This window comes from Candidatus Hepatobacter penaei (assembly GCF_000742475.1).
GTDB lineage: Bacteria > Pseudomonadota > Alphaproteobacteria > Holosporales > Hepatobacteraceae > Hepatobacter > Hepatobacter penaei.
Map to the genome: position 1 here is coordinate 116,197 of NZ_JQAJ01000003.1, position 22,055 is coordinate 138,251.

Sequence of the window (22,055 nt, forward strand, 5' to 3'; positions counted from 1 at the left end):
GAAGACTGGTCTGCTTGTTGGTGGACAAGACCCCACAAACGGAGGCTCCTCCATCTATGAACAGGTAGAGGAGGTGAACGACGCGCTTGGCGGTGTAGGTGCTAAAACATTGGCCCGCGTAGGTGAAGTGAACACAGCGCTTGGCGGCGCCGGTACCACCCTGGAACGCGTAGGTGAGGTGTTAGGACTGGTTGATGAAGGGCTTCTTGTGGATACTCCTGATCTGAAAACGCAGCTTGGTGATATGATCACCACTCTTGATGGTGCACTTGATGCCAAGATTGCGGACTATGTTCCGGTCGGAGCAGGGGCTACGCTTAAGCAGATTTTGACTGCTGTCGAAGCACTCACTGATCATGCCTAGTAAATACGCTGGGGGCGCGGCGGACCCCGTTTTAATTTTGGTTTTTTTTGGTAAGAAAGGATAATATATCATGAAAAAAGTATCTCTTTTGGCTTTGTCGTCGGCGCTGGTGGGCGCGGCCTTTGTGGGGCATGCCGATGATCACGGCTTTAAGGCCTTTCTAGGGGTGGATGGCGGCTTTGTGAACACCCGCTCGGTGGTGGAAAAAACGGGGAGCGGCATGAGCTCTACGTCTGACATGGCGGTGATCGGCGGCGATGTGGGCCTCTTTGTGGGGGTGATGCATGTCTTTGATAACAGCATCTCGCTGGGCCTTGAGGGCACGGCGGCCTGGATTGGCTCGACAGGGCGCATTCAAGATCTGGACCAGCCTCGGGCCATGAACGTGTTGCAGCAAAAAAATGCCTATGGCATCAATGCGTTGGTGGGCTTTGCTTGCCCGGCTATGCACCCCTTCATTCGCATGGGGTGGTCGAACTCGAAGTTTGATGCCAGCTATTCTGCTGAGAATTTAGAAGGGTGGGGGGCACGACAGGTGTCTAAATCCGGCTTCTTGCTGGGCATTGGGGCCGACTTCTGTGTCTATGAAGGTATTTATGTGGGCGGCTCGCTCGATCACACCTGGTATGGCAACTTCTCTTATGAGACCGATGGCTCCGCTCCGGCGAACGTGAAAATGTCACCTGAAACAGACAAGCTGACCGTGCGGTTGAAGTTTGTGTTCTAAGGTGCTGTGGGGGAACCCCCTGTGCAAGAAGGGCCGTGGTTACCCAACCGTTGTGGCGCGGCCCTGAAGAAAGAGGCGCCTTCGGGCGCCTTTTTGATGTGAGACATGTCTGTGTGTGTGGCCTTGTCCTTCCGTTTTTGGGGCGAGCTGCCCATGGGGGCTGAACGGTTCCACATAAAAGTTTAAGAATTATGAGGGTGTGATGATGCGAATCGTATTGATGGGGGTGATGTCGGCGTTGTTTCTGGGGGCTTCGTTGAATCTGGGGGCGGTGAATGATCTCAAGCTTGGTCCTGGTCCTTGGGGACGCTTGGAGAGTGTGTTGAGATATCCCAACGATGGGCCCGTGAGGTACGCCACCGTGCTTTATAACAACGTGGGGTCTTTATACGGAAAAAATCCGGAAGACATTAAAGAGGCAGTGGCAAGCTCTCAAGCGCAAAAGAAGTGGGTTGCTGCTGATACAGATGCGGGCATCGTTCCTGCGGACACCATGACCCAGCGCATCCAGAAGACCGGCAAGCTCATCAAAAAAGATCCCACCGTGGCGGGCGCGCCTTCTCTCTATGCCCAGGTGGCGGGGGTGAACACAGCGCTTGGCGGCACGGGGAGCACCTGGAATCGCGTAGATAAGGTGGGCGCTTTGATTCAGAAGGATACGGCAGATACATCCCCCCATGACGGCGTGGCCCCGACTACATCGCTGGCAGCCCGCGCGCGGACTGTGCGCAGTTGGGTGCAAACAGATGGCGAGTCAGATGCTTTTGTTGTGGATCCTGATAGTGACCCTGTCGAGACAGGTACTCTCAATGACAGCACATACACCCGCATGGAAAGGGTGATTTCCGCGATTCAAAAAGATGCAGACGATGAGCCTGATGAAGGCGCTGATCCAGGAGATTCGCTGTGGAAACGCACAGGTGCCGTGGCCCAGTTGATTTATCACGATCTTAATGAGGGCGAAGATAACAACGGTATTGACCCGGCTGCATCACTTTATGCCCGCACAGGTGCCGTGGCCGAGATCATTCATCATGACACTGTTAGCAACGGAGATAATGGTGTTAGTGAGAGTGTATCGCTGGCAGCCCGTGCGCGGACTGTGCGCAGTTGGGTGCAAACGAATGGCGAGTCAGCAGCCTTTGTTGTGGATCCTGATAGTGCCCCTGTCAAGACGGGCACTGTCGATGACAGCACATACACCCGCGTAATCAGAGTGAACACAGCCCTTGGCGGCAGTGGGAGCACCTGGGCCCGCGTAGATCGTGTCGCTGTAAAGGTTTTGGAAGAGCCATCAGGTAAATTAGACGAGGACATTGGTAGCATTTTGAACAAATTACGCCTCCTTTTTCAAGCTAATCTAGGCAAGACTCTGACAAGTTGGGTGGATGCTAGGACTATTGAGGGGCTTATTAATCAGGCATCTTTTACTTAACCTTAACAGGGTAGTGCGAGGCTGTTGTGTTTGGTTTTTTGTCGCTTGACACTCAACGCCCTCAAAAAGCAGGTGTTCCTTGGGGGGTGGCACGTTGTGTCTTATTTTTGCCTAAAAAGAATATTTTTTTAATCTTTTGCCTGCAAAATCAACACTATAGGCACAAAAAAGGGTACCGTTTTATGAAAAAAGTGTTGATTCCGATGGTGTTGATTGGCAGCGTGTTGGCCATGGGCGCCGGCATTGGGTATAGCGCCCGTCATATGGGGCCGGTGAAGATTGATCTCAGGCATTTGAATGATTTTTATCAGGATTTGCAAGATCTGGATGACGGCAAGCGTACCGATGGCGCACAGCTGTTGGCGGATTATGAGAATTTGCCGAAGAATACGTATCTCTATCGCGGCAGTCCGGCCAAGATTATTGAGACGCTGGAGAAGATTAATATCATGGTGTCTGGGTTTAAGACCAAGGGCAGCAGCTGTGAAGAGCGGTATGGGCCGTTTAAGGATACAGAGTCGCTGGATGTGCGCAAGTTTACCTATGAAGGGCAGCGTATGCCGAAAAAGCGTAAACACGCGTCGTCTGGTGGCTCAGGCTCACATAAAAAGGCGAAGCACAGTCATAAATAAGGCCCGCCTGACCTTCTGTGCCGCTCTTCATGGGGGGGCATGGAGGGCCGGATCTGTTTCGGGATGGCCCCCTTCTCAAGGATGGGTTTGAGGGGGGCGGCCTTGAGTGTTTGACGGCTGGTGGATACGTAAAGGGCAGGCAAAAAACGTGTGAGGGATCAACGATGCGGCGGTTTGTGTGTTTATTAGCATGGCTGGTGGTGCTGGTAGCGGGGCATATGGCGGTTAAGGCCAGTAAGGGAACATGGTGGACTGTGCCCGGGCTTCATCCTAAAACGCCTCAAAGCCGTGCCTGGTTTCGCGCGCAAAAAAACAAGGTGGCCCCGGACAGCCATAAGGCTGAGCCTAACGAAACCTCACAAGATAAGGCAAACGGGAAACCAATAAGGCCTGGCGCGCCCCATGAGCGCGCGCAAGGGGGCAAGGACGGGGACCAACAAGCCCTTACGGGGCAGAATCCTTCTTGTCAGCCCCTGTGGAACCGCATCACAAAAAACAGGTGCACCACCTGACCTACAGAGGCTGACCTACAGACGTTAACCTATAGGCGCTCAGCCATAAGCTATTAAGGGGGGCTAGAGAAAATAGCGCGCGGCGGCGTGGGTAATCATGGTGCGCAAAAAGCGAATCAACAACAGCAAGATAAGCGGCGAGAGATCCACCGTGCCAATCATGGGCACAAGGCGGCGGATGCGCTCATAAAGCGGCTCGGTCAGGGCATAGGTCAGGTGGCTGAGATAGGACACCCATGGGCTATAGGCATTGAGAATCTGCAGAGCCGTCAGCCAGTTGAGGGCAACGCCGATGATGATGACCCACGTCATCAACGTGAGACAGATATTGACGATTTCAAGAAAAGGCAGCAGAAAAATATCCATGAACAATCTCGATAACGCGCGTGGGGATACCACGATAATATTGAGGGTAGGCTAGCATGCCTGAGGGTCATTTGCAAAGATCGCCTCCACCCCTTGGCCTTTTGAAGCACGCCCCGGCTTTTCAAGGGGGAGAGCGGCCGGAAAAGGGGGTTGAGGGGCCGTCGGCCTCGGCCCTGATCCTGCTAAAAAAGATTGATTTTGGCACGAAAATACGATAGGATGACCTTGTGTCTTGGCGGTGCCTTTTGGGCTGCACAGGGCGCAGCAGGGTCTTGCCTGAGGGAAGGACGTTTTTTAACCATTGCTCAAAGGAGGATGTGTATGGCAACACTTGATTTAACACCTTTATTTCGCTCGGTCGTGGGTTTTGATCGCATGGCGCCCTGGTTGGATTCAGCCATGAACCCGGATGAGAGCGGCGGCTATCCCCCCTACAATATTGAAAAACACTCTGAAGAGCGCTATCGCATTGCCATGGCGTTGGCGGGATTTCGACAAGAAGATATTAACATTGTGACCCATGAAGGCATTTTGACGGTGCAGGGCGGCGCACAGCCCTCGGAAAAGAAAGAAGTGACTTTTTTGCACCGCGGCATTGCACGGCGTGCCTTTAAACGCCGGTTTCAGCTGGCTGATTCCATCAAGGTTATCGGCGCGCATTTGGAAGATGGCATTTTGATGATTGAGCTTGAGCGGCAGATCCCTGAATCTTTGAAACCGCGTGAGATTCCCATTGAAAAAACCCCGCCCTCAAGCCGGCGGGACGTGAAGGAGCCAACAGCCAAGCGTGAGACCATCATTGATGCCGAAAGCGCCTAAGGCCAAAGGGCAGAAGGGGCGTTCGTGCGCCCTTTTTGCCGCAGAATTTTGGTTTTTATGTATGCTGTCGGTGGCAAGCTTGGGCTGCGTTCTTATCTGGCAAATTTGAGCAAATCTTTGACGTGTAGATCTTTTTCTTTACTGCCGCGGCTGGATCCGAACTCAAACGCATAGGCGTCTTTAAGGCATGCGCCAAAAATCCCGGCAATGGTGGAAATAATGCCCACGGCCTCCCCAGGAAGCGTGCTTTTATAGAGCCCCAGGCTAATCAGGCACAAAATCAAGCCAAAAGCGGCTGAAAGCACCATGATATCGGCACGCAGATTTTGACGTCCGGCATGGATATAGGCAATGTCGCGCGCGCGGGCTGTGGCCCTGTCGGCGACTTCTTCCAGTCGATAGACCTGAGCAATTTTGAGTAGGGTTTTTTGAAAGTCAATAAGGGCTTTGGGGTCTTCAGATAGTCGCTTAAAAATGGACGGTTTATCTTCAGCGCCTGTGATGCTGCGCGCGGCTTCAACAATATTTTCCGCTATTTTCGATCCTGATTCTCCTTTCAGCCAATTCACAATGGCGGGAAAAAAGGGGGCTAAAGAGGCCGCAAAGGCAAGCACAGATGTTGGAGCCACGGTTTTGTCCTTTCTAAGCGCAAAGGGTGGGTGAAGAAGGCGTTCATGAAAAGAGAGCTCATGAAAAACAGATCAATGAAACGGAGGTTAAGTTAAGAAAAGTTAATGAAACGGGCGCCAGGTTTGACCATCAAAAAAAAGGGGCGTCAGCTGGCCCTTGGCATCCACTTGGCAGGCCATTTCCCCCACGTGGCCCTGCGCAGGCATGTCGGTGTGTGCATAGGTGGCCAAGACAGCTGTTTTTTTTGGAGCCGCGTTCTGTGGGGCCGAAAACACACAGGCCCACTTTTTTTCATCAAAGATCTCTCTCCCCGCGTGCGCTTGGCGCGCTCTGTATAACGATGCACCATGCTGTACAAGGTCATGCTCTTCATAGGCGGTGTGGGCCTGCCACACGCCCTTGGTGACAAAAGGCCGCGCGGGCATCGACAGGGTGAAGGTAGATCCGTGTGAGCCTTGGATGATGAGCTGCTCGCCTTCGGTCGTTACAGAGGTGAGGGTTTCAGCATGAAAATCATCTTGTTCAAGGGCTGTGATGCGTGTATCAAGCTCACGAAAATTGTTGTCAACTTCTTGAGATGTGAGGGGAGCACCTTTGGTGTCGCGAAAAATCAGGGGCATTATTCATCCTCCATGGCGTGGGTCAATGTGACGGTGAGACGGTTTTTATGTTCTTGGGTATAATGGGTACTATGATAAACCACCGGGTAACCATGCTCGATATGTTGAAGGGTGAGGGTGATGTTGCCTGACACAATATCCTCATGCAGTGTGGAGATATGCCGTAACGTTGGGTGAGAAAACACGGTTTTCTCTTTTGTGTGTGCTAATGTGTCATGCTGGGAGATAAGGGAGGCGATGGTTTTGCCGGGGAATTGCTCAAGAATCTCATAATAAATCTGTGTGCATGTGGCGGCGGTGTCTCCCCAAAAGCCTCCATAGGGGCGCAAGATATGGCCTGTGGTGGCTGGTGCTAAACGCAAATCTGTGCTGCTAAACATGGTTTCGGTGACAGGTTGTGTTTCATATAAAAAGGATTTGGTGAATAAAAGCGGAGGCATAGCAAGGTGCCACCCTTTATGGGGAAGCATAGAAAGGTCCCACCCTTTATGGGGAAGCATAGAAAGGTCCAATGTGTCTGCCCCCCAGGTGAAGGTGCCCCCCCCTTCAGGGGTGAGGCTGAGCGATGCATAGCGACCGTGCTCAAAAAACGTGTCATCCCCTTCAATGCTGGTTTTTCGATAAAGAGGCGTCGGGTTGAGGCGTTCTTGATCCACAATCAGCGTGATGGTGGGGTCGGCTTTGACAGCCTCGCCATGCAAAGTGACGGGTAGCACGATTGAAGAAGGCATGGTTTCTGCTTTATGAAACACCGTTTCTTGTTCATCCCCCAAGGTGAGTTGAGGGTTTTCGCTGTTGATAGCCAGTGTGCTGGGGGCGTCATAGCCCCCTTCATGCCAAGGCGCTGTGTATTTATACATGGGGAGACCTCAAGGTGACTTGCTGGGGAGAAGACCACACAATAGGTTGGCTGAGGGCGACGGTGTGGAGAACGCTGTCTTGGGTTGTTAGGTTCTTAAGGCGCACGTTCATTTCTGTGCCCAGATTATGCGTGAGCAAAGGTCGCTTTTGTGTGGCATGTGCTTGCGCTTTTTGGATTTGGGCGCGTGGCGCATTTTTGATATGAATCGATTGCACAATGTGGGTGGTTTGGTCAGACCATAGCTTCGCATAGTCGTCTTGCGGATATTGATCATCAAAAGAAGGGTAGATAAGCTGGCTGGGTGTTGTGCCAAGGGCACCCTCACGCAGGGTGTATTCTTGGGCATAATCTTCGCTATAAGAGTCGTGCACCAGGGCTGTGGCAGGGGCATCGACGGGGTTGCCCACACTGACGGCACACGTTACGTGCACGACATCTTCCCCTGTTGAAGCGCAAACCTTGCGCGTCAGGGCAATGATTTTGCCTGTGGCATAGCCACCAGGCACGCAGCTGTGGGTGAGAGAGATGGCATCATGTAAAGAAAGCATCGGCGTGGTGGGCAAAAGGGTCAGGCTTATTTCCATGGCCCGGGCTTTTCTCGCCACAAGGGTTTTTGCCATCTCCACCGCGGCATGAAAAGCTTTTTTTCCACGGGGGGTCAAAAAAAATGTGTGTGCGTCTTGGGACAAAGGTGAATCATCCTGGGGGAGAGGTGTCCATCTGTGTGCGTCGTGGTCAAAGGTGTGCCCGCTTGTGTGTGCAGCGGTTGATCGATAGTCCTGTTGTTTGTGGGTGACGATGTCATCTTGCGCATAGTCGGTGTGGGGTGTCCACATATCATGGGTGTTGGATGACACCAGGGGGCGTTTGATGGGTAAGGTGATGGCAAGACTCTTTTCTTCCTAGGGGCACATTTGGTGACTGTGGGTCAGGGTGAATGTCAGGCGTTCTCGACGTTTTTGTTTAAGGTGCCACCCTACAATCATTTTTCCATGAAACCACAGACGTCTCAGGGCACACTTTTTGGCGCGCCCTCCTGATGCGCGCCACAGCTGAAGGGAGGAAGGCAGCGCATCGTCAAAGGCAGGGGTGATGTCTTCAAGCTTGGAAAAAGCCACCCAATAGCCTGAGCGGCCCAGGGTTTGTCCTGTTTTTTGCCATGTCTTTTTAAGTGAGCTGGGTGTAAAGGTGCTGATCTGATGGCTAGGAAACAGGGCGCGAATAGGTCTGGATAGGTTGGTAAGCCCGCGAGTGAGCTGGATCCACTGGGCTTCTAGGGTGACGTGGACGTGTGACAAAAGGCTGGTATTTTTTTTGATGTTCACAGATCCAGCCACACCAAAGGGGGTGACATCGTGCGTTTTGTCGCCGTCAAACAGAGAAGAAAGCGAGATGGTGTGGGAGACAGGGTCGCAATAAAGGCACACAGGCTGGGAAAGGGTGGCCAGATCTTCCCTATCTTGATCGGCCTCTTTAAAAAAAAGAGGCTCATAAAACACTGTGTCTTGATGAGCCTTGTTTATGGCTTTTATTTGTGTGTCGGCATTGTGGGGTTTGGCGCAGAGGACAAGGGTTTTTTGCACAGGGGACACACCGTGCACAGGCGTTTCCACATAACCGCGAAAGAGGCACACAATACGACCATCATCCATTTTTTGAGATATCGTACCCCAGCCATGATGATCGAAAGAATCTTGAGACAATAGGTGAATATGTGCTTTGGCATAGCTGCCCTCCGTGTGTTCAATGGTGAATGATGTGACAGGTACACCCAGGCGCCCATGGCGTGAGGCGTCAAAGTCTGTGCTTTCTTTTTCAAGAACGATAAAAAAGGACATAAGCGCCTTCCTTGGTTGTGCGTTGACCTGTGTGCGTAAATGCGGAACAATAAAAAAATCGGTGATAACGAGAAGGTTGGGAAACAAACCCTTATGAAATCAAATTACGTACGTGGCGTGTCATGGTTTATCCTTGTGTCTGTGGTCAGCGCCCTCAATGATGCGCTCGTCAAAATGACCGGGCTGAGGCTGGGCGGCATGCAGGTTGCTTTTTTCAGATTTTTCTTCAGCTGTCTCACGTTGCTTCCTTTTATGGTAGTGGGCGGATGGGCTTGTTTCAAAACGCCACACTGGCGGGTTCATGGGGTGCGGTCTCTTTTTCTGTTTTTGGCGATGGCGCCGTGGTGTTATGGGGTGATTGCGCTGCCTTTATCTTTGGTCACAACCTTAAGCTTTACCACGCCTTTGTTTGTGCTGGTGTTGTCGGCTCTTTTTCTGAAAGATGCGCCAGGATGGCATCGCATTGTGGCCACATGCGTGGGGTTTGCCGGCATTTTGGTGAGCGCACAGCCCACGCTGGCCTTTAATAATTCTGTGTTCTTTCTCATTGGCTCTACGGTGTTGTTTGCCTCGCTAGATGTGTTGAATAAAAAGCTCTTGGTGCAGGATGAAACCCTTTTGTCGATGCTGTTTTTCTCGGCCCTTGGCACAACGTGTTTAAGCTTTCCGTTTGCGCTGTGGGGGTGGGTCACGCCGTCTTTGTTTGAGCTGATGACACTGTTTATCTTGGGCATTGGGGCGAACCTTATTCTTTATTGTTTGTTAAAAGCCTTTGCGTGCTGCCAACTTTCTGCTTTGCAGCCGTTTCGTTATGTCGAACTCCTGTTCTCAAGCGCCATCGGGTTTCTTGTGTTTTCAGAATTACCCTCATGGGCAACGTTGTGGGGGGCGTGTTTGATCATTCCTGCTACCTTTTATGTGGCCATTTATGAGGTGCGTCGTCCGCGTGAGAATGCTGTTTAAATTTCTTCAAGGTCAAGCTGCCACTCTTCTGTGTGTTGCCATTCATTTGCCGTGATGGTGATGTTTGTGACCGCCATCAAAAGACGCGGACGATAGGATAAAAAGCTGTCTTCAGGAACGTCGTGTTCGCTGAAAGAAACATCTGCGCCGCGCTCATGAAGGGTTACCGTCTCTTCAGGTGTGTGAAGACACACAGAGCCGGGCACAGGGGTGCGCGAGAGGTGTTGTGTTTCTTGCTGGGGGGTGAGCGGGCATGTGAAGTGCACCAAACTGTCAATCCACAAGCTTTTGCCACGGGTTAAGCCCTCAAGCGCCATAGGCATACGGTCTTGGCCTGTGATGGCAGATCTGTATTTATGGCCATAAAGGGTTGTGCAGGTGAGGGTGCCATCCAGTGTGCGCATCAAGGTGTTTGTGTCCATAAGGCGAACCACTTGCTTACACGCGCGGGAAGAAAAAAAGGGCAAATAAGATGGATCACGTTCCTGGCCCTGGGTCCAGATGTTCAAGCTTGTTTCATGTGTGTTCATGGCAGATCTCACATAGTTGATGCGTTCATAAGGGGCGTGATGCGTCCCTGATAATGATAGGCGATGGCATGAATTCCGGTGGGCATGGGGGGCTGTTCTGTGTGGGCCGCTTTCAGGCAAAAGGTTTGATGATCGTGCACAAAACCCCTGGGGGGTTCAAGGCTATCTGTCATGGTGGCGGCCAGATCGAGGCGTTGTGGCTCTTGCCCCTTCAAGGTGAAAAGGGTGAAGGTGGCTGAAAACTGTGTGTGACCCTCATAGCGTTGAAAGGCAGGTACATTGATCAGCAAATAGGGGTAGTCAGTCTCTTCAGGGGGGGTAATAAAAACCGGGATATTTACCTTTTCTGACAAACGATGATAAAGCCCTTGCAATAAGGTGTGCCCGTTCATGCGCTGTGCTCCTGTTTTCTCCAAAGCGCGGCTTGGATGCATGTGTAGCCTATGCGGTCGCCCACAAACTGGGGTTCAGAGAGGGGGATGAGGCAGTGGTCATGCCATATAATTTTTTGCAGACTGTCCTCAAAACGCTCTGCGCGGATGATGATATCAAAGCATTCTCGGGCTTTTTGGGCTTCGGGGGCAGCGGCGGCCTTTCCTTGGGGGGGCTTCGTTGACGTTCCTGCTGGTTTCACGCACCCCCAGATCATGCGTTGACCGGCATCTTCCTTGACCAAAAGTCCGTTTTGCATGGTGCGCTTTCCAAAGAAAAAAATCAGAGGTGCGTTGAGCGGTTGTTTCATCGGGTCACACCATTTGATAGCTGCGATGGTATTCAATCCATGGTTGGCCATAGCGCTGTGCTTTTTTGGGCGCAGAGAGATCATAGCGATCTTCATAAATATAAAGCACCGTCGACATCACGGCCTGCCGAAAGGTATCGGGCAGCTCTTCAGGTTGCGTGCCAAAGCCTGCTTTATAGGTGACCGATGTTTTCCGACGGTTTTTTTCGGCACTGAGCACGGTAATTTTTTTTGTGTTTTGTAAATCTTCAACCTCATAGGCGCTGTCAAGAAGAACGCGGTTGCCTGATTTTACCTCCAAAATGTCTGTGATGGGTCCGTGGGGCAAGGTGAGCACGGGGTTGGTGTGCGTATAGCGCCATGTTTTTTCCAAAAGCGTTTTGCCCGTGGCTTCTTCCACCCATGCTGTGGCCGTTCGGATCAGGCCTTCGAGCAGATGGTTATCGTGATCGTGGGTAATGTGGGCATAATCTTTCATATCAACAAGAGAAACGGCGAGGGTGGACGAGGCGGCAATCAGTTTGCTGGTCATGGCTACATTCCTTTGAAAAGGGGGAGGGAGGTCCCTCCCCAGGCCTGGTTAATTATCAAAGTTTAAAACAGAAATCGCTTCTGGGTTGATGACATCCCCGCCGACGCGTTTGGTGACATAAAACTCCACAAAGGGTTTGTGGCTGTAGGGGTCACGCAAGACATACATATCCTGGCGATCTACGATGTGATAGGCCTCCTTAAAGTTGCCAAACGCCACCGAGAGGCTGGCTTTATCGCTGGCCAGATCAGGCATATGGTCGGTGATATACACGGGATAGCCCAAAAGAGAGGATTGCCCCCCCTCCTTCATGGCAGGTTGCCAGAGGTGCTGCATGTTTTGTGGGTCTTTCATTTTGCGCACGGCGGCCTCAGCAGCGCGGGACATGATCCACACCGCCTCTGAAAGATAGGCAGACTTTAAGGAGCTTTTCATATCAAATAGGGTGTGCACGGCGTTTGCGTCGGCAAAGCCGCCTTTCTTCCCTGTTTTGATCACCTGCACGCCATCAGCACCACCGGCGTCTGTTAAAAACCCCTTAGGTTTGCCGAGGCCGTCACCATGGATAAAGGCCTTGGTTTCTTGTTGGGCAATGTGCTGGCTTACTTGTTGGGTGATCCAGGATTCAATATCAATCGAAGCATCATCAATTAACCGCTGGGTGGCATGGATGCGGGCATAGAGCTCATGGGCGGGAATATGGATTTTCTTAAATGTGGGCGTTGTGGTGGCTTCACGATTGTCCGTTTCTTTCGCCCACCCCACATCAAGATCATCATGCGCCACAAGGGTGTCAAGGGCTTCAGACGATATTTTAGTCACTTTAGCGATTTTGCGAAAAAACGACGTTTCGGACAGTTTGGAAAAAACATGCGCTGATACCTCTTGAGGCACAAGCACACCGCCATTTTCGGGTGAAGAGGCATGCATGTTCTTTGTGATCCATTTTTCATCCCCGTGGCGCATATAGCTGCGAAATCCTTTGTGCTCTCCCCATGAGGGCGTGCACGTGTCGGTGGTGGGGCGCTGATGATCCAGGCGATAGGCGTCCATTTTTTTCTCCATGGTTGTGATCTTATGCGCCAATTCCTCTGTCAGCGTGCTCTTTTCGCTGAGGGAATCGATACATGCCTTCTGCTGATCAAGTTGTTGGCCAAGGGCGTCAAGATGTTCGTCCATGTGTTGTGTCATATAGGCTCCTTTGAGAAGAGGGGGGGAAGAAGAGACAAAGACAAAAAAATCTATGAGGGAGATAAACTTTTGATGTGATGGATGCCTGCCTTGGGGTTGGCGGGGAGGGTGACAATAGAAATTTCCATCAAATCCACCTGAAAAATCTTTCTCAGCTGTTGGGCGGCATCATAGCGGCTAACAAGGGACCGAAAACCAATGGATAAGCCACAAAAAGCCCCTTTTTTGAGAAACGCATAGATTTCTCGGGCTTTGGGCGCATCAAGTAGGAGTTGCCCCACCACAAAAAGTCCGCGATGATCTTCTTTCATATGACGCCACAGGCCAAGGGGGACATGGGCATCATGTTGCCACAAGAGAGGTGGACATTTTTTGTCTTGGCGCCATGCGTTGAGGCTGCCCCGGAAAGCGCCTGGCACCATCACATCTTTGTGTCGGTCCGGTGTATAGGTGCTGGCGTATCCAGAAAAATGACCATCATCTTCCATTGACTTTATCTCAACAGGGGATGCCCATCGTTTTTCCATGGGGATGGGGGGCGTGAAGATCATGGCTGTGTGTCTCCGTTTACTTGTTCATTGTTTGCCAAAGGGGGATAGCCCATGGCTTCTCGCTTTTCGTTGGTTGTTAAAAAAGAGCATTGGTTCATCCGCTCCCACGTGGCTTCTCGTTTAGCGGCCAGGGAAGGGATAGCGTCTGGGTCATAGGCCAAGCGCAGTCCTTCACCAAACTGTGGGGTCAGCCATGTGTTGAACTGGTTAATCACACGTTCTAAAAGTGGAAGCACGGTATCTTCCCATAAATGGAGACGGGCTTCGCGATAGTTAGAAAACGTGGCATCCCCAGGGATACCCACAAGCATGGGGGGCACACCAAAAATCTGGGAAATTTCGCGCGCAGATATGTTGCGTCCTTCGCCAAAATCCATGTCTTTGGGGGACAGACCCATTTCTTGCCATTTGCAATCGCCGCCCTCAAGAATCATGATCTGGCCGGCATTTTTGGTGCCTTGGTGGATGTCACGTAGACTCTCACGCAGCTCTTCCTTTTGCTCCTGTGTCAGGTGAGCGCCATTTTGGGTGTTGATGAGTAAAGCGCCTGAGGGTCTGCCGCCGTTTTCCAGCAATGATAAATTGTGGCGCGCCACCGTGTTGTGACAATTAATAGATTGCATGGCTGCTTCGATGGGGCTTAACCCATACCAATCATCGCGGGGGTGAAAAAACTTGAGGTGTAAAAGGGGATGGGGCCCATCGGCAGGGAGAGGAATGGTTTTTTTGTGGTTTTGAACCTGATATTCATAGCCGGCAGGAAGACCATGGCTTCCTGGCAAAATGCGCATGCGGTCTGGGCGCAGCGTGTAAAGCTCGTAAGGTGGGTGACTATCTAAAGAAACGGCCTCCACATAGGCGTTGCCTGAAAGCAGCAAATAAGACATCAACGACTCAACAAAAATGTTATGACCTTGCAGCGGATTGGGTTTATCAAGCAAGCTTTGTAGGGGGTGAGAGGTCAAAGGCTGATCGTGGTGAAAAAGACGCCATGGCACACTGGCGACGCTGCGTGCAATTAAATTGACGGCGCGGTGCACAATCACATTTTTTTCATAACTCATCTTCACCAAATACTGATAGTCAGAGGCATGCCAATGGGTGTGGTGTGTATGGGTGAGTGCGGTTAAAGACGCAAAGTGGCTTTCTTTTTTTTCAGGTGCCGCCGTCTCAAACAAGCGGCGTAAGGAAGTGTGCATAGCGATAGCCTTGTGTTAAGGATGTATAGAACACACAAAACGCATTGATAAAAAACCAAAAATGGATAATCTTAGGAAGGGGTGGTGCCAACCCTGGCGCACGTCCATCCCGTCAGATGTTTAAATAAGTATCAGAAATATAGCAAAAAATCAAATTTTTTACCAAATTTTAACAAAAATTACTTGAGGATTAGTTCTTACGCCCTTGAAAAAGTATCCACGCCGTTTCTTATTGCCATGTTGAGTCGCCTTCACTACATCTTTTTTCTTCTTGCTTTTGTGTGCGTGAGCCTGCCGGTTTTTGCCGAAGACCCTTTTGACGTTATTGGGGGAGAAGATCACACAGCTGAGCTTCATGATCCGTTTGAGCCTATCAACCGTGCGACGTTTAAGTTTAATGAGGGGTTTGACAAATTTGTTTTCAATCCTCTTGTGGTGACCCTGACCTTTTTTATGCCCCCTGTTGTGCGCGAGGGGGTCAGAAATTTTTTTTGTAACCTCAATGAAGTTGCCTCTGTGGTCAACCATACGCTGCAAGGCAAACGCAAAGGGGCGGGTCGTTCGTTGTTGCGCTTTGCAGTGAATTCCACACTCGGGTTGGCAGGCCTTTTGGATGTGGCTTCATGGATGGGATTTGAGGAAATACCCAATAGCTTTAACCTGACACTACGTCATTGGGGTGTCTCACCAGGGGCCTATTTTGTCTGGCCTGTGTTAGGACCTTCGTCTATGCGTGATGGTGTGGGTGTGATGGTTGATTTTTTCTTTGATCCGTTAAACATCTTTTTGATGACACAAGGCAAGAAGAGACTGTTGGACACCAAGGTTATTATCGCCATGATTCAAGAGAAAGAAAAGTACTGGGAAGAGCTGTGGAATTTGAAAAAAGAAGCGGTTGACCCCTACGTCTTAGAAAGAAGTATCTATTATCAAAAACGACATTTGTTATATTCTCTTGATGAAGGACCGCAACCTGTGGAGTGATGGTTATGTATGTAAGAACAATTTTGTGCTGTCTTTGTTTGATGGTGGGGCTGCAAACACAGGGTTCACCAGCTTTGGCTCAACCCGCAGGGTCGCCAGAGAAAAATGAAGTCGTTCTCTTTATGGAGAGTTTTATCAAAGAAGCTGTGATGACCTTGAAGGAAAAAAATAAGCAAAAACGCTTTGATGCCTTTCAATCCATTGCACGTCGGTATCTTGATATGCCATCTATCAGTCTCTATCTCTTGGGGCGCGGGGATTTTTCGGCAGCTGACAAAGAAAAAGTCAGACGTCTTTTTGAGGCCTATATTGTGACGCTTTATCTCAGCAAATTTGATTCTTATGGTGCCTCTTTGCAGGAAAGTGATTTTGTCAATCAGCGCACATTTCTTTTATATCCTCACAGAAAAAAGAGCCCATGGAATGTCAAGATGATGTTGCATGTGCGTGCACCGGGAAAGCCCACACAAAAGATCGAACTTGATTGGCGTATTTTTCCGTCAAAAGAGGGGTTCAAGATTCTGGATGTCTATATAGAAGGCATTTCGTTGAGCCAAACTAAAAAGGAAGAGTTTGCGTCGGTGTTAAAACGCCAAGGGATTACGGGGCTCATCAGCACACTAAAATCCCTTTTGGCCGCGCCTGCAGCTTAGGTTCTTGCATTTAGGCATGGCCCCCGTTTATGATGGGTTCATCGCACTTCCTGGGGGTTGTTTCATATGTCCTTACTTACCGTCATTTTTGTACTGTCCATTTTTTTGGGATTTTCCATTGTAACGCGTGTAACGCCTGCGCTACATTCGCCTCTTATGTCGCTCACCAATGCCGTTTCCAGTGTCATTATTTTAGGTGCTTTTTTTGCCCTCAGTCTGTCTTATGAAAGCCTTGGGTGGGTGTATTACCTGATCCTTGGGGCTCTTTTTCTGTGCGCTGTCAATATTATGGGCGGGTTTTGGATGACATATCGTATGCTGGGTATGTTTTCTCGTTCTGGTAAGAAAGGGGCTTAAGCGATGTTTTCTCCTGATGGTGTCTATCTTCTTTCCTCCATTGGTTTTCTGTTGGCGTTGCAGGGGTTTTCCTCTTTGAAATATGCCTTTCGCAGTAACATCCTTGGCATCATGGCAATGGGGGCGGCTCTTATCATGGCGAGTTGGGCGTTGTCGCCTCAGTCATACGGCTCTGTGTTGTTTACGGTGCTTGCCGGCTCTTTGTTAGGGGCGCAGATTGCCCGTCGTGTGGTGATGACAAGCTTGCCTCAGTTGATGGCGGCCTTTCACAGTTTGGTGGGGTTGGCGGCCGTTTTTTTTGGGGTGGCTGTGTTTTTACGCCCCTCGATCATTGGTTTTGGTGATAACATGCCTGCCTTGAACCTGTTTGAAATTGCCCTCGGGTCAGGGATTGGTGGCATCACCTTCACGGGGTCTGTGATGGCCTTCCTTAAATTGCAAGGCCGGCTTTCAAAAGGTGCCTTGTTGCGTCTGTGTCAGGTGCCTGTATTGCGTTATGGCGTGATGGTAGGGTTGGCGGCATGTGTGGGGATTTTTGTGGCGTCTCCTTCGCTAACCTACCTTATGTCCTTGGTGATCATCAGTTTTGTTTTGGGAGTATTTCTTGTGGTGCCTATTGGTGGCGCGGATATGCCTGTGGTGGTGTCGATGCTTAACTCTTATTCCGGTTGGGCAGCTGCCGGTATTGGGTTTACCTTAGGAAGCTTTTTGCTGGTGATTGTGGGCGCGTTGGTGGGGGCGTCTGGCGCCTTTCTCAGCTATGTGATGTGTGAGGGCATGAATCGGCCGTTTTTGCAGGTTATTTTTGGCGCCAGTGCACAAGCCGGTGGTGAGCGTGACCAGACAGAGCGACCTTTTAAGAAGGGCAGTGCCGAAGATGCCGCTTTTTTGCTTAAAGACGCTGAATCTATCCTCATTGTTCCTGGTTATGGGATGGCCGTGGCCAAGGCGCAGCACGCCCTCAAAGAAATGGTGGACCTGTTGAAAAGTGTCAATAGACAGGTGCGTTTTGTGATCCATCCTGTGGCGGGGCGCATGCCTGGTCATATGAATGTGCTGTTGGCAGAGGCCGGGATCAATCCCGATGACGTGCTGGAATTGGAGGATGCCAACTCAGACTTTGGGCAAACAGATGTGGCGCTGGTGATCGGCGCCAATGATATTACCAATCCTGCGGCCCGTTCAGATACGTCAAGCTCGCTTTATGGGATGCCCATTCTCAATGTGGATAAGGCGCACAATGTGTTGTTTATCAAACGGTCATTGGGGGCGGGGTATGCCAATGAAGATAATCCACTTTTCTATGATAATAAAACCCTTATGCTGTTGGGGGATGGCAAGAGCATGGTTGAATCCATCGTCAAGGCGCTGCCTGCGGCCTAGCCTGTTTTCTTCTTCCTCGTCTATTTCGCCCCGTTGTGTTGTCGCGCGTTGGCGTTTGTTTCCAGGGGCATGTTACAGTTCATGATAAAGCCGTTCCTCTTTTTCTTCCATGGGGGTGTCGTGGTTAATGAGGCGCACGGTGATAAAGATCACAAGCTCTCTCAGCTCTTCTGCATCTTCTTTTTTCCCAATAATCTTGCCTAGCCATGTTTTGCGAAGGCCTGGCACTCCTTCTGAAACATTTTTCTTAATTTTTTCAATCAGGCCTCCAATTACCACCACCTGTTTAGGTTTGATTTTGACCATAGAATCCATTTCTGTCACCTGAATTACGGGCACTTCAGAAACGACTCGGCCAGATTTAATGGTGACCGCAGGGTCTTTTTTGGTGTCAATGACGCGTGAAATAGAGGGCCGAATAAACAGGGTCACATCTTGAGAGTTGGGGTTAATAGAGGGCTGCACCGTCATCACCAAGCCTACAGGCACTGTTTGCACTTGACTGGATACTGTTTCATAATCGCGGCGGTTGTCTGAAAAAATGCGTTCTGTTTGAACGGTGAAAAACACTTCATTCTTAGCAGATTTAAAAATGGCTGATTGATTGTTCAACACGGTCAGTCTGGGGTTGGCAATGGTGCGTGTGGTGCCAAACATTTCCATAAAGCCCATGGCGGCATCTAAGCCGCCGTTGTGGACACTGATGGAGCCAGCTCCATCTTGGGTCATGGTTTGCCCCACAAAGGGCGTGCCCATACCAAACTGTCCCTGCGAAGCCAGCTTTTGGCTCAGATAATTCCAATTGATACCCGTGCTATAGCTTTCGTTGAGGTTGACCTCCACAATCTTAGCTTCAATTAACACTTGGGTGTGAATCAACTTTTTCAGGCGCGTTAAATAGTTGCGTATAAGGTTATGTTGTTTTTGGTGGCCATAGACAGATAATAGCCCCGCTTGTTGATGGAGGGCAAAACGCTCTGACTTAGCCCCTGCTTTTTCAGATGCCTTATCCTGGGGGGAGCGGCTCAAATTGAGAATCATGTTGACACCTCTTTTCAGCTCATCCCAAAAATTGACGGAAGAGACAGACGATATCGTGGTGTTCGAATTGGTTTGTGAGGTTTGGGATGTTTTGTGGTTCATTTCTGTGGCGACAGAAAGGCTATTTTCTGTTTTGCGTGATCCCACCAAAAATTGAATGTCATAGGTCTTGAGATAAGGTTTGTCTTCGGCAATAAAGAGATTATCTCCCTCAACGTCATAACGCAGGTGGCTGAGGCGACAAATCTGCGAGATAGCTTGAATCAAGGGTTGCTTAGATGCGCGATAGGTTACCCCTTTATTGTTGGGGACGCTGGGGTCTACAGCAATGTTAACACGGGCTTGGTCAGCCAGCGTGATCAACACATCTTTCAGGGGCGTTTGGGGTGAGAGTGTCAACGAAACGGGTTTTTCTAATTTTGATAAAGGCCTTGGTGGCGTCGCTCTTGGGGCCGGCTTCGTTTTGGTGGAGGTGCCTGAGAAAAAAAGGTCCTTTGTTTTATCTTCAGAAAGCTTAAGATCAGGAGCATGATATTTGACATGATGGAAACATCCTGACAATGCCAAGATCAGAAAACAAAGAAGTGTATGAGTCGGCAAAGCCTTTTTTCTAACATTCATTCATAATGTCTTCAATTTATTGTATTTTTTTATAGTTTTTGTCATTTTCTTGTCAACATAAAAGAGTCAAAAAAGATATAAAAGCGTTATGAGCCTCTTGAATAGATATTTTTTTTCGTTAAGGCAACATTTTTTCCATATAGGGAAATTTTTATTAACCTATAGGGGGGTATTTCTTTATTTTTCGTTAGGATGGTTTCTTTTTATGAGCCTTGTTTACACATTTTCTTGTTCCTTTGTGCCGCTCTTTTGGGCGTTGATTGTGGTGCATGTGCTGTGGACGGATATGACCGTGCAGAGAATATCGGTATTCACCCTGGGGGTGTTTCTTGTCTTCTCACTTATCTGGGGTGGGGGTGTGGAGGGCTCGTATCTTCCAAGCGGCCTTTTTCTTGGGGGCGCGGCATGGTTCACAAAGGCGCTATCAGAAAAGTGGTATCAACAACACAGCCTGGGGTGGGGCGATGTGTGGTTGCTGGCAGGAAGCGGGTTGTGGATGCCCCTTGCCCACTGTCCCTCTTTTTTGGTGTTGGTGGGGCTCAGCGGTGGCGTATGGGGGGGGCTATGGTATAGAGCATTTAAAAAAAAGTCTTTCCCTTTGGGGGGCGTTATTGTCTTATGTTTGTCATATATCTTGTTTTATCGATGAAAGCCGTTTATGCACCTTTTGAATGCGCACTATCGCCCACCTCACACAGGGAAAGAACCTGAAACATTGGTGGTGTTATTTCATGGGTATGGCGCGCATGCAGGGGATCTTTTATTTCTGGCAGAGGTATGGAGCTCGCTTTTGCCCACCACAGGCTTTCTTTCCCTCGATGCGCCTCATGCTTTGGATGATCAGCGCTGCGGTCGTTATTGGTTCACCCTCGAAGATTACGACATGCCCCGTATTCGTCAGGCAATTGGTGACCTTGGTCCTTCCGTGCGCGCCGCGCTCGAACCCTACATGAGTCCGTGGGGGCTTGCCTGGTCCAAAGTTGCGTTTTGCGGGTTTTCTCAAGGTGCTGCCATGGCCCTTACCTTAGGTCTCTACGATTTGCCTGTGGGGGGGGTGTTAGGGTATGCCGGTGTGTTTGTGCCGCCTGCAGGCGAAACGCCCCAACCGGGTGTGCATGTGTGCATGATTCATGGGGATGCTGACGATGTGGTGCCCATTGACCTTTTTTATGCCTCTGAAAAAAAACTCACCATGCTGGGCGTTCCTTTTCGTGGCTTGGTGTGTCCTGGGGTGGGGCACAGCCTGGATACGAGCGGCATTCAAGAAGGGGGGGACTTCCTCCAGGCGATCTTATGATTTTTTATGGAAAAGACGGCCAATGAGCAGCAAGTTTGAGGAGATCAGATGAATACACATAAAATCGGCCTTGTGGGCGCAGGCAACATTGGCGGTTGGTTGGCCCAGCTTTTGATTAATGAAAACTTAGGCACAGTGGTTCTGTATGATAAGGCGCCGGGGCTTGCCGAAGGCAAGGCACTGGACCTCACGCAATCTCTTGCCATTGTCGGTCGAGGGGGCGCTATTTCAGGGTCGGATGATGCGTCTTGCCTAGAGGGTGCAGATATTTTGGTGGTTACAGCCGGGCTGGCGCGTCAGCCAGGGATGTCGCGGGAAGATTTGCTAGATAAAAATGTGAATATTTTTTGTGATTTGGCGCAGGATATCAAAAAATATGCTCCAGAGGCCATTATTATTGTGGTAACCAACCCTTTGGATTTGATGGTGTGGGTGATGCAGCGTCTCACGGGCTTTCCTGCCGAGCGTGTGGTGGGCATGGCGGGTATTCTTGATAGTGGTCGGTTTCGGCTCTTTTTATCTTCATTTCTCGATATTTGTCCCTCTGATATCCAAACAATGGTTTTGGGCGGTCACGGCGATTTAATGGTGCCGCTGTTGAGGTATACAACAATTCAAGGCATCCCTTTGAAAGAGTGGCTAAAAATCCATCATATGGATATGTCTGCCCTTGAGCCGCTTGTTGCACGAACACGTCAGGGGGGCGCTGAATTGGTGTCTCTTTTGAAAAGGGGGTCAGCCTATGCGGGGCCAGCAGCTTCTTGTCTTGAAATGGTGCGTGCTGTGCTGCGTGATGAGCAGCGTGTGTTTCCCTGTGCCGCCATGTTGCGGGGGGAGTATGGATGCCATGACATTTACGCGGGTGTGCCGGTGGTGTTGGGGCGCACGGGGGTGAAGCGTGTTATTTCTCTTGAGCTTACATCTGATGAACAAGAAGCGTTTCAGCAGTCTGCCCAGCGTGTGCAAGAGCTCACCCTATCTGTAGAACCGCTATTGGCGACACGCAGCGTCTAAAAAAGCGGGGCTCATGATGTTTAGATTGAATCCAACATCCTCTTTTCGTTAACGACGTTCAGTGCCAAAGCGTGCCGGTCTTATGCAAGACTTACACAAGAGTTGATCTATGTGGATATTTCACACGCGCTATTGACGGTTGGTTCTTTCTTGTACTGCGCCCTGCACATTGCCGGTTTTTTCGTATGGATT

Annotated in this window: 27 protein-coding genes; 13 read left to right on the forward strand and 14 right to left on the reverse strand. The window is 50.3% G+C overall.

Going from position 1 to position 22,055, the window contains the following annotated elements:
* Nucleotides 1-434: 434 nt before the first annotated feature.
* The 4 genes from IG82_RS0104770 (at nt 435) to IG82_RS0104790 (ending at nt 3,670) form a co-directional block, all read left to right on the forward strand.
* Entirely contained in the window at nt 435-1,091 is a 657-nt protein-coding gene (locus IG82_RS0104770; RefSeq protein WP_031934425.1) for an outer membrane beta-barrel protein, read from the forward strand.
* Between the two features lie 202 nt (nt 1,092-1,293).
* Nucleotides 1,294-2,526, forward strand: coding sequence for a hypothetical protein (locus tag IG82_RS0104780; protein WP_156095388.1), 1,233 nt, complete (start codon nt 1,294-1,296; stop codon nt 2,524-2,526).
* Between the two features lie 182 nt (nt 2,527-2,708).
* On the forward strand, nt 2,709-3,158 hold the full coding sequence (locus tag IG82_RS0104785) for a hypothetical protein (RefSeq protein WP_156095389.1): 450 nt from the start codon (nt 2,709-2,711) through the stop codon (nt 3,156-3,158).
* Nucleotides 3,159-3,187: 29 nt separating this feature from the next.
* Nucleotides 3,188-3,670, forward strand: a complete 483-nt coding sequence (locus tag IG82_RS0104790) for a hypothetical protein (RefSeq protein WP_031934429.1) — start codon at nt 3,188-3,190, stop codon at nt 3,668-3,670.
* Between the two features lie 63 nt (nt 3,671-3,733).
* On the opposite strand, the gene IG82_RS0104795 is transcribed toward IG82_RS0104790, so the two are convergent.
* Nucleotides 3,734-4,036 (reverse strand): YggT family protein, encoded by a 303-nt coding sequence (locus tag IG82_RS0104795; RefSeq protein ID WP_031934430.1) that lies wholly within the window; start codon nt 4,034-4,036, stop codon nt 3,734-3,736.
* Nucleotides 4,037-4,357: 321 nt separating this feature from the next.
* Between IG82_RS0104795 and IG82_RS0104805 the strand changes: the two genes are divergently transcribed.
* On the forward strand, nt 4,358-4,855 hold the full coding sequence (locus IG82_RS0104805; protein ID WP_031934431.1) for an Hsp20 family protein: 498 nt from the start codon (nt 4,358-4,360) through the stop codon (nt 4,853-4,855).
* Between the two features lie 92 nt (nt 4,856-4,947).
* On the opposite strand, the gene IG82_RS0104810 is transcribed toward IG82_RS0104805, so the two are convergent.
* From IG82_RS0104810 to IG82_RS0104830, 5 genes are all read right to left on the reverse strand, one after another.
* The gene (locus IG82_RS0104810; protein WP_031934432.1) at nt 4,948-5,484 is read right to left on the reverse strand and encodes a hypothetical protein; all 537 of its coding nucleotides are present in this window, start codon (nt 5,482-5,484) and stop codon (nt 4,948-4,950) included.
* Between the two features lie 102 nt (nt 5,485-5,586).
* Entirely contained in the window at nt 5,587-6,105 is a 519-nt protein-coding gene (locus IG82_RS0104815) for a hypothetical protein (RefSeq protein WP_031934433.1), read from the reverse strand.
* Nucleotides 6,105-6,965, reverse strand: coding sequence for a hypothetical protein (locus tag IG82_RS0104820; RefSeq protein ID WP_031934434.1), 861 nt, complete (start codon nt 6,963-6,965; stop codon nt 6,105-6,107). The genes IG82_RS0104815 and IG82_RS0104820 overlap by 1 nt, the downstream gene beginning before the upstream one ends.
* On the reverse strand, nt 6,958-7,803 hold the full coding sequence (locus tag IG82_RS0104825) for a hypothetical protein (protein WP_031934435.1): 846 nt from the start codon (nt 7,801-7,803) through the stop codon (nt 6,958-6,960). Before IG82_RS0104825 ends, IG82_RS0104820 begins: the two co-directional genes overlap by 8 nt.
* Nucleotides 7,804-7,869: 66 nt before the next feature.
* Nucleotides 7,870-8,805 carry a hypothetical protein gene (locus IG82_RS0104830; RefSeq protein ID WP_031934436.1) on the reverse strand — a complete coding sequence of 312 codons (936 nt, stop codon included), beginning with the start codon at nt 8,803-8,805 and terminating at the stop codon, nt 7,870-7,872.
* A gap of 93 nt (nt 8,806-8,898) precedes the next feature.
* Here IG82_RS0104830 and IG82_RS0104835 point away from each other — a divergent pair, with 93 nt between their 5' ends.
* Nucleotides 8,899-9,768 carry a DMT family transporter gene (locus IG82_RS0104835; protein ID WP_031934437.1) on the forward strand — a complete coding sequence of 290 codons (870 nt, stop codon included), beginning with the start codon at nt 8,899-8,901 and terminating at the stop codon, nt 9,766-9,768.
* Here IG82_RS0104835 and IG82_RS0104840 read toward each other — a convergent pair.
* The 7 genes from IG82_RS0104840 to IG82_RS0104870 form a co-directional block, all read right to left on the reverse strand.
* Nucleotides 9,765-10,190 (reverse strand): hypothetical protein, encoded by a 426-nt coding sequence (locus IG82_RS0104840; protein WP_135957780.1) that lies wholly within the window; start codon nt 10,188-10,190, stop codon nt 9,765-9,767. The genes IG82_RS0104835 and IG82_RS0104840 overlap by 4 nt on opposite strands.
* A gap of 116 nt (nt 10,191-10,306) precedes the next feature.
* Nucleotides 10,307-10,690 carry a hypothetical protein gene (locus tag IG82_RS0104845; RefSeq protein ID WP_031934439.1) on the reverse strand — a complete coding sequence of 128 codons (384 nt, stop codon included), beginning with the start codon at nt 10,688-10,690 and terminating at the stop codon, nt 10,307-10,309.
* Complete coding sequence (locus tag IG82_RS0104850; RefSeq protein ID WP_031934440.1) at nt 10,687-11,040, reverse strand: hypothetical protein; 354 nt, start codon at nt 11,038-11,040, stop codon at nt 10,687-10,689. Before IG82_RS0104850 ends, IG82_RS0104845 begins: the two co-directional genes overlap by 4 nt.
* A gap of 4 nt (nt 11,041-11,044) precedes the next feature.
* Complete coding sequence (locus tag IG82_RS0104855) at nt 11,045-11,572, reverse strand: head-tail connector protein (RefSeq protein ID WP_031934441.1); 528 nt, start codon at nt 11,570-11,572, stop codon at nt 11,045-11,047.
* Between the two features lie 48 nt (nt 11,573-11,620).
* Nucleotides 11,621-12,763 (reverse strand): phage major capsid protein, encoded by a 1,143-nt coding sequence (locus IG82_RS0104860; RefSeq protein WP_052545726.1) that lies wholly within the window; start codon nt 12,761-12,763, stop codon nt 11,621-11,623.
* Nucleotides 12,764-12,813: 50 nt separating this feature from the next.
* Entirely contained in the window at nt 12,814-13,314 is a 501-nt protein-coding gene (locus tag IG82_RS0104865) for an HK97 family phage prohead protease (RefSeq protein WP_082192080.1), read from the reverse strand.
* Nucleotides 13,311-14,513: a phage portal protein gene (locus tag IG82_RS0104870; protein ID WP_031934444.1), complete on the reverse strand. Its 1,203-nt coding sequence runs from the start codon at nt 14,511-14,513 to the stop codon at nt 13,311-13,313. The genes IG82_RS0104865 and IG82_RS0104870 overlap by 4 nt, the downstream gene beginning before the upstream one ends.
* 183 nt (nt 14,514-14,696) lie before the next feature.
* Between IG82_RS0104870 and IG82_RS06990 the strand changes: the two genes are divergently transcribed.
* The 4 genes from IG82_RS06990 to IG82_RS0104890 all read left to right on the forward strand — a co-directional run bounded on the left by IG82_RS06990 (nt 14,697) and on the right by IG82_RS0104890 (nt 17,890).
* Nucleotides 14,697-15,497: an MlaA family lipoprotein gene (locus tag IG82_RS06990; protein WP_052545728.1), complete on the forward strand. Its 801-nt coding sequence runs from the start codon at nt 14,697-14,699 to the stop codon at nt 15,495-15,497.
* A gap of 5 nt (nt 15,498-15,502) precedes the next feature.
* A complete protein-coding gene (locus IG82_RS0104880) occupies nt 15,503-16,150 on the forward strand; it encodes an MlaC/ttg2D family ABC transporter substrate-binding protein (protein ID WP_172642906.1) in 648 nt (215 codons plus the stop codon).
* Nucleotides 16,151-16,216: 66 nt separating this feature from the next.
* Complete coding sequence (locus tag IG82_RS0104885; protein WP_031934447.1) at nt 16,217-16,507, forward strand: proton-translocating transhydrogenase family protein; 291 nt, start codon at nt 16,217-16,219, stop codon at nt 16,505-16,507.
* Nucleotides 16,508-16,510: 3 nt separating this feature from the next.
* Nucleotides 16,511-17,890, forward strand: a complete 1,380-nt coding sequence (locus tag IG82_RS0104890) for an NAD(P)(+) transhydrogenase (Re/Si-specific) subunit beta (RefSeq protein ID WP_031934448.1) — start codon at nt 16,511-16,513, stop codon at nt 17,888-17,890.
* Nucleotides 17,891-17,962: 72 nt separating this feature from the next.
* Here the strand turns inward: IG82_RS0104890 and IG82_RS0104895 are convergent, their stop codons facing one another.
* On the reverse strand, nt 17,963-19,552 hold the full coding sequence (locus IG82_RS0104895; protein WP_082192082.1) for a type II secretion system protein GspD: 1,590 nt from the start codon (nt 19,550-19,552) through the stop codon (nt 17,963-17,965).
* A 205-nt stretch (nt 19,553-19,757) separates the two neighbouring features.
* Between IG82_RS0104895 and IG82_RS0104900 the strand changes: the two genes are divergently transcribed.
* The 3 genes from IG82_RS0104900 to IG82_RS0104910 are packed head-to-tail and all read left to right on the forward strand — an operon-like array spanning nt 19,758 to nt 21,863.
* Nucleotides 19,758-20,201, forward strand: coding sequence for a prepilin peptidase (locus IG82_RS0104900; protein ID WP_031934450.1), 444 nt, complete (start codon nt 19,758-19,760; stop codon nt 20,199-20,201).
* A gap of 9 nt (nt 20,202-20,210) precedes the next feature.
* A complete protein-coding gene (locus IG82_RS0104905; RefSeq protein WP_031934451.1) occupies nt 20,211-20,849 on the forward strand; it encodes an alpha/beta hydrolase in 639 nt (212 codons plus the stop codon).
* Nucleotides 20,850-20,897: 48 nt separating this feature from the next.
* Nucleotides 20,898-21,863 carry a malate dehydrogenase gene (locus IG82_RS0104910; RefSeq protein WP_031934452.1) on the forward strand — a complete coding sequence of 322 codons (966 nt, stop codon included), beginning with the start codon at nt 20,898-20,900 and terminating at the stop codon, nt 21,861-21,863.
* The last annotated feature ends 192 nt before the right edge of the window (nt 21,864-22,055 follow it).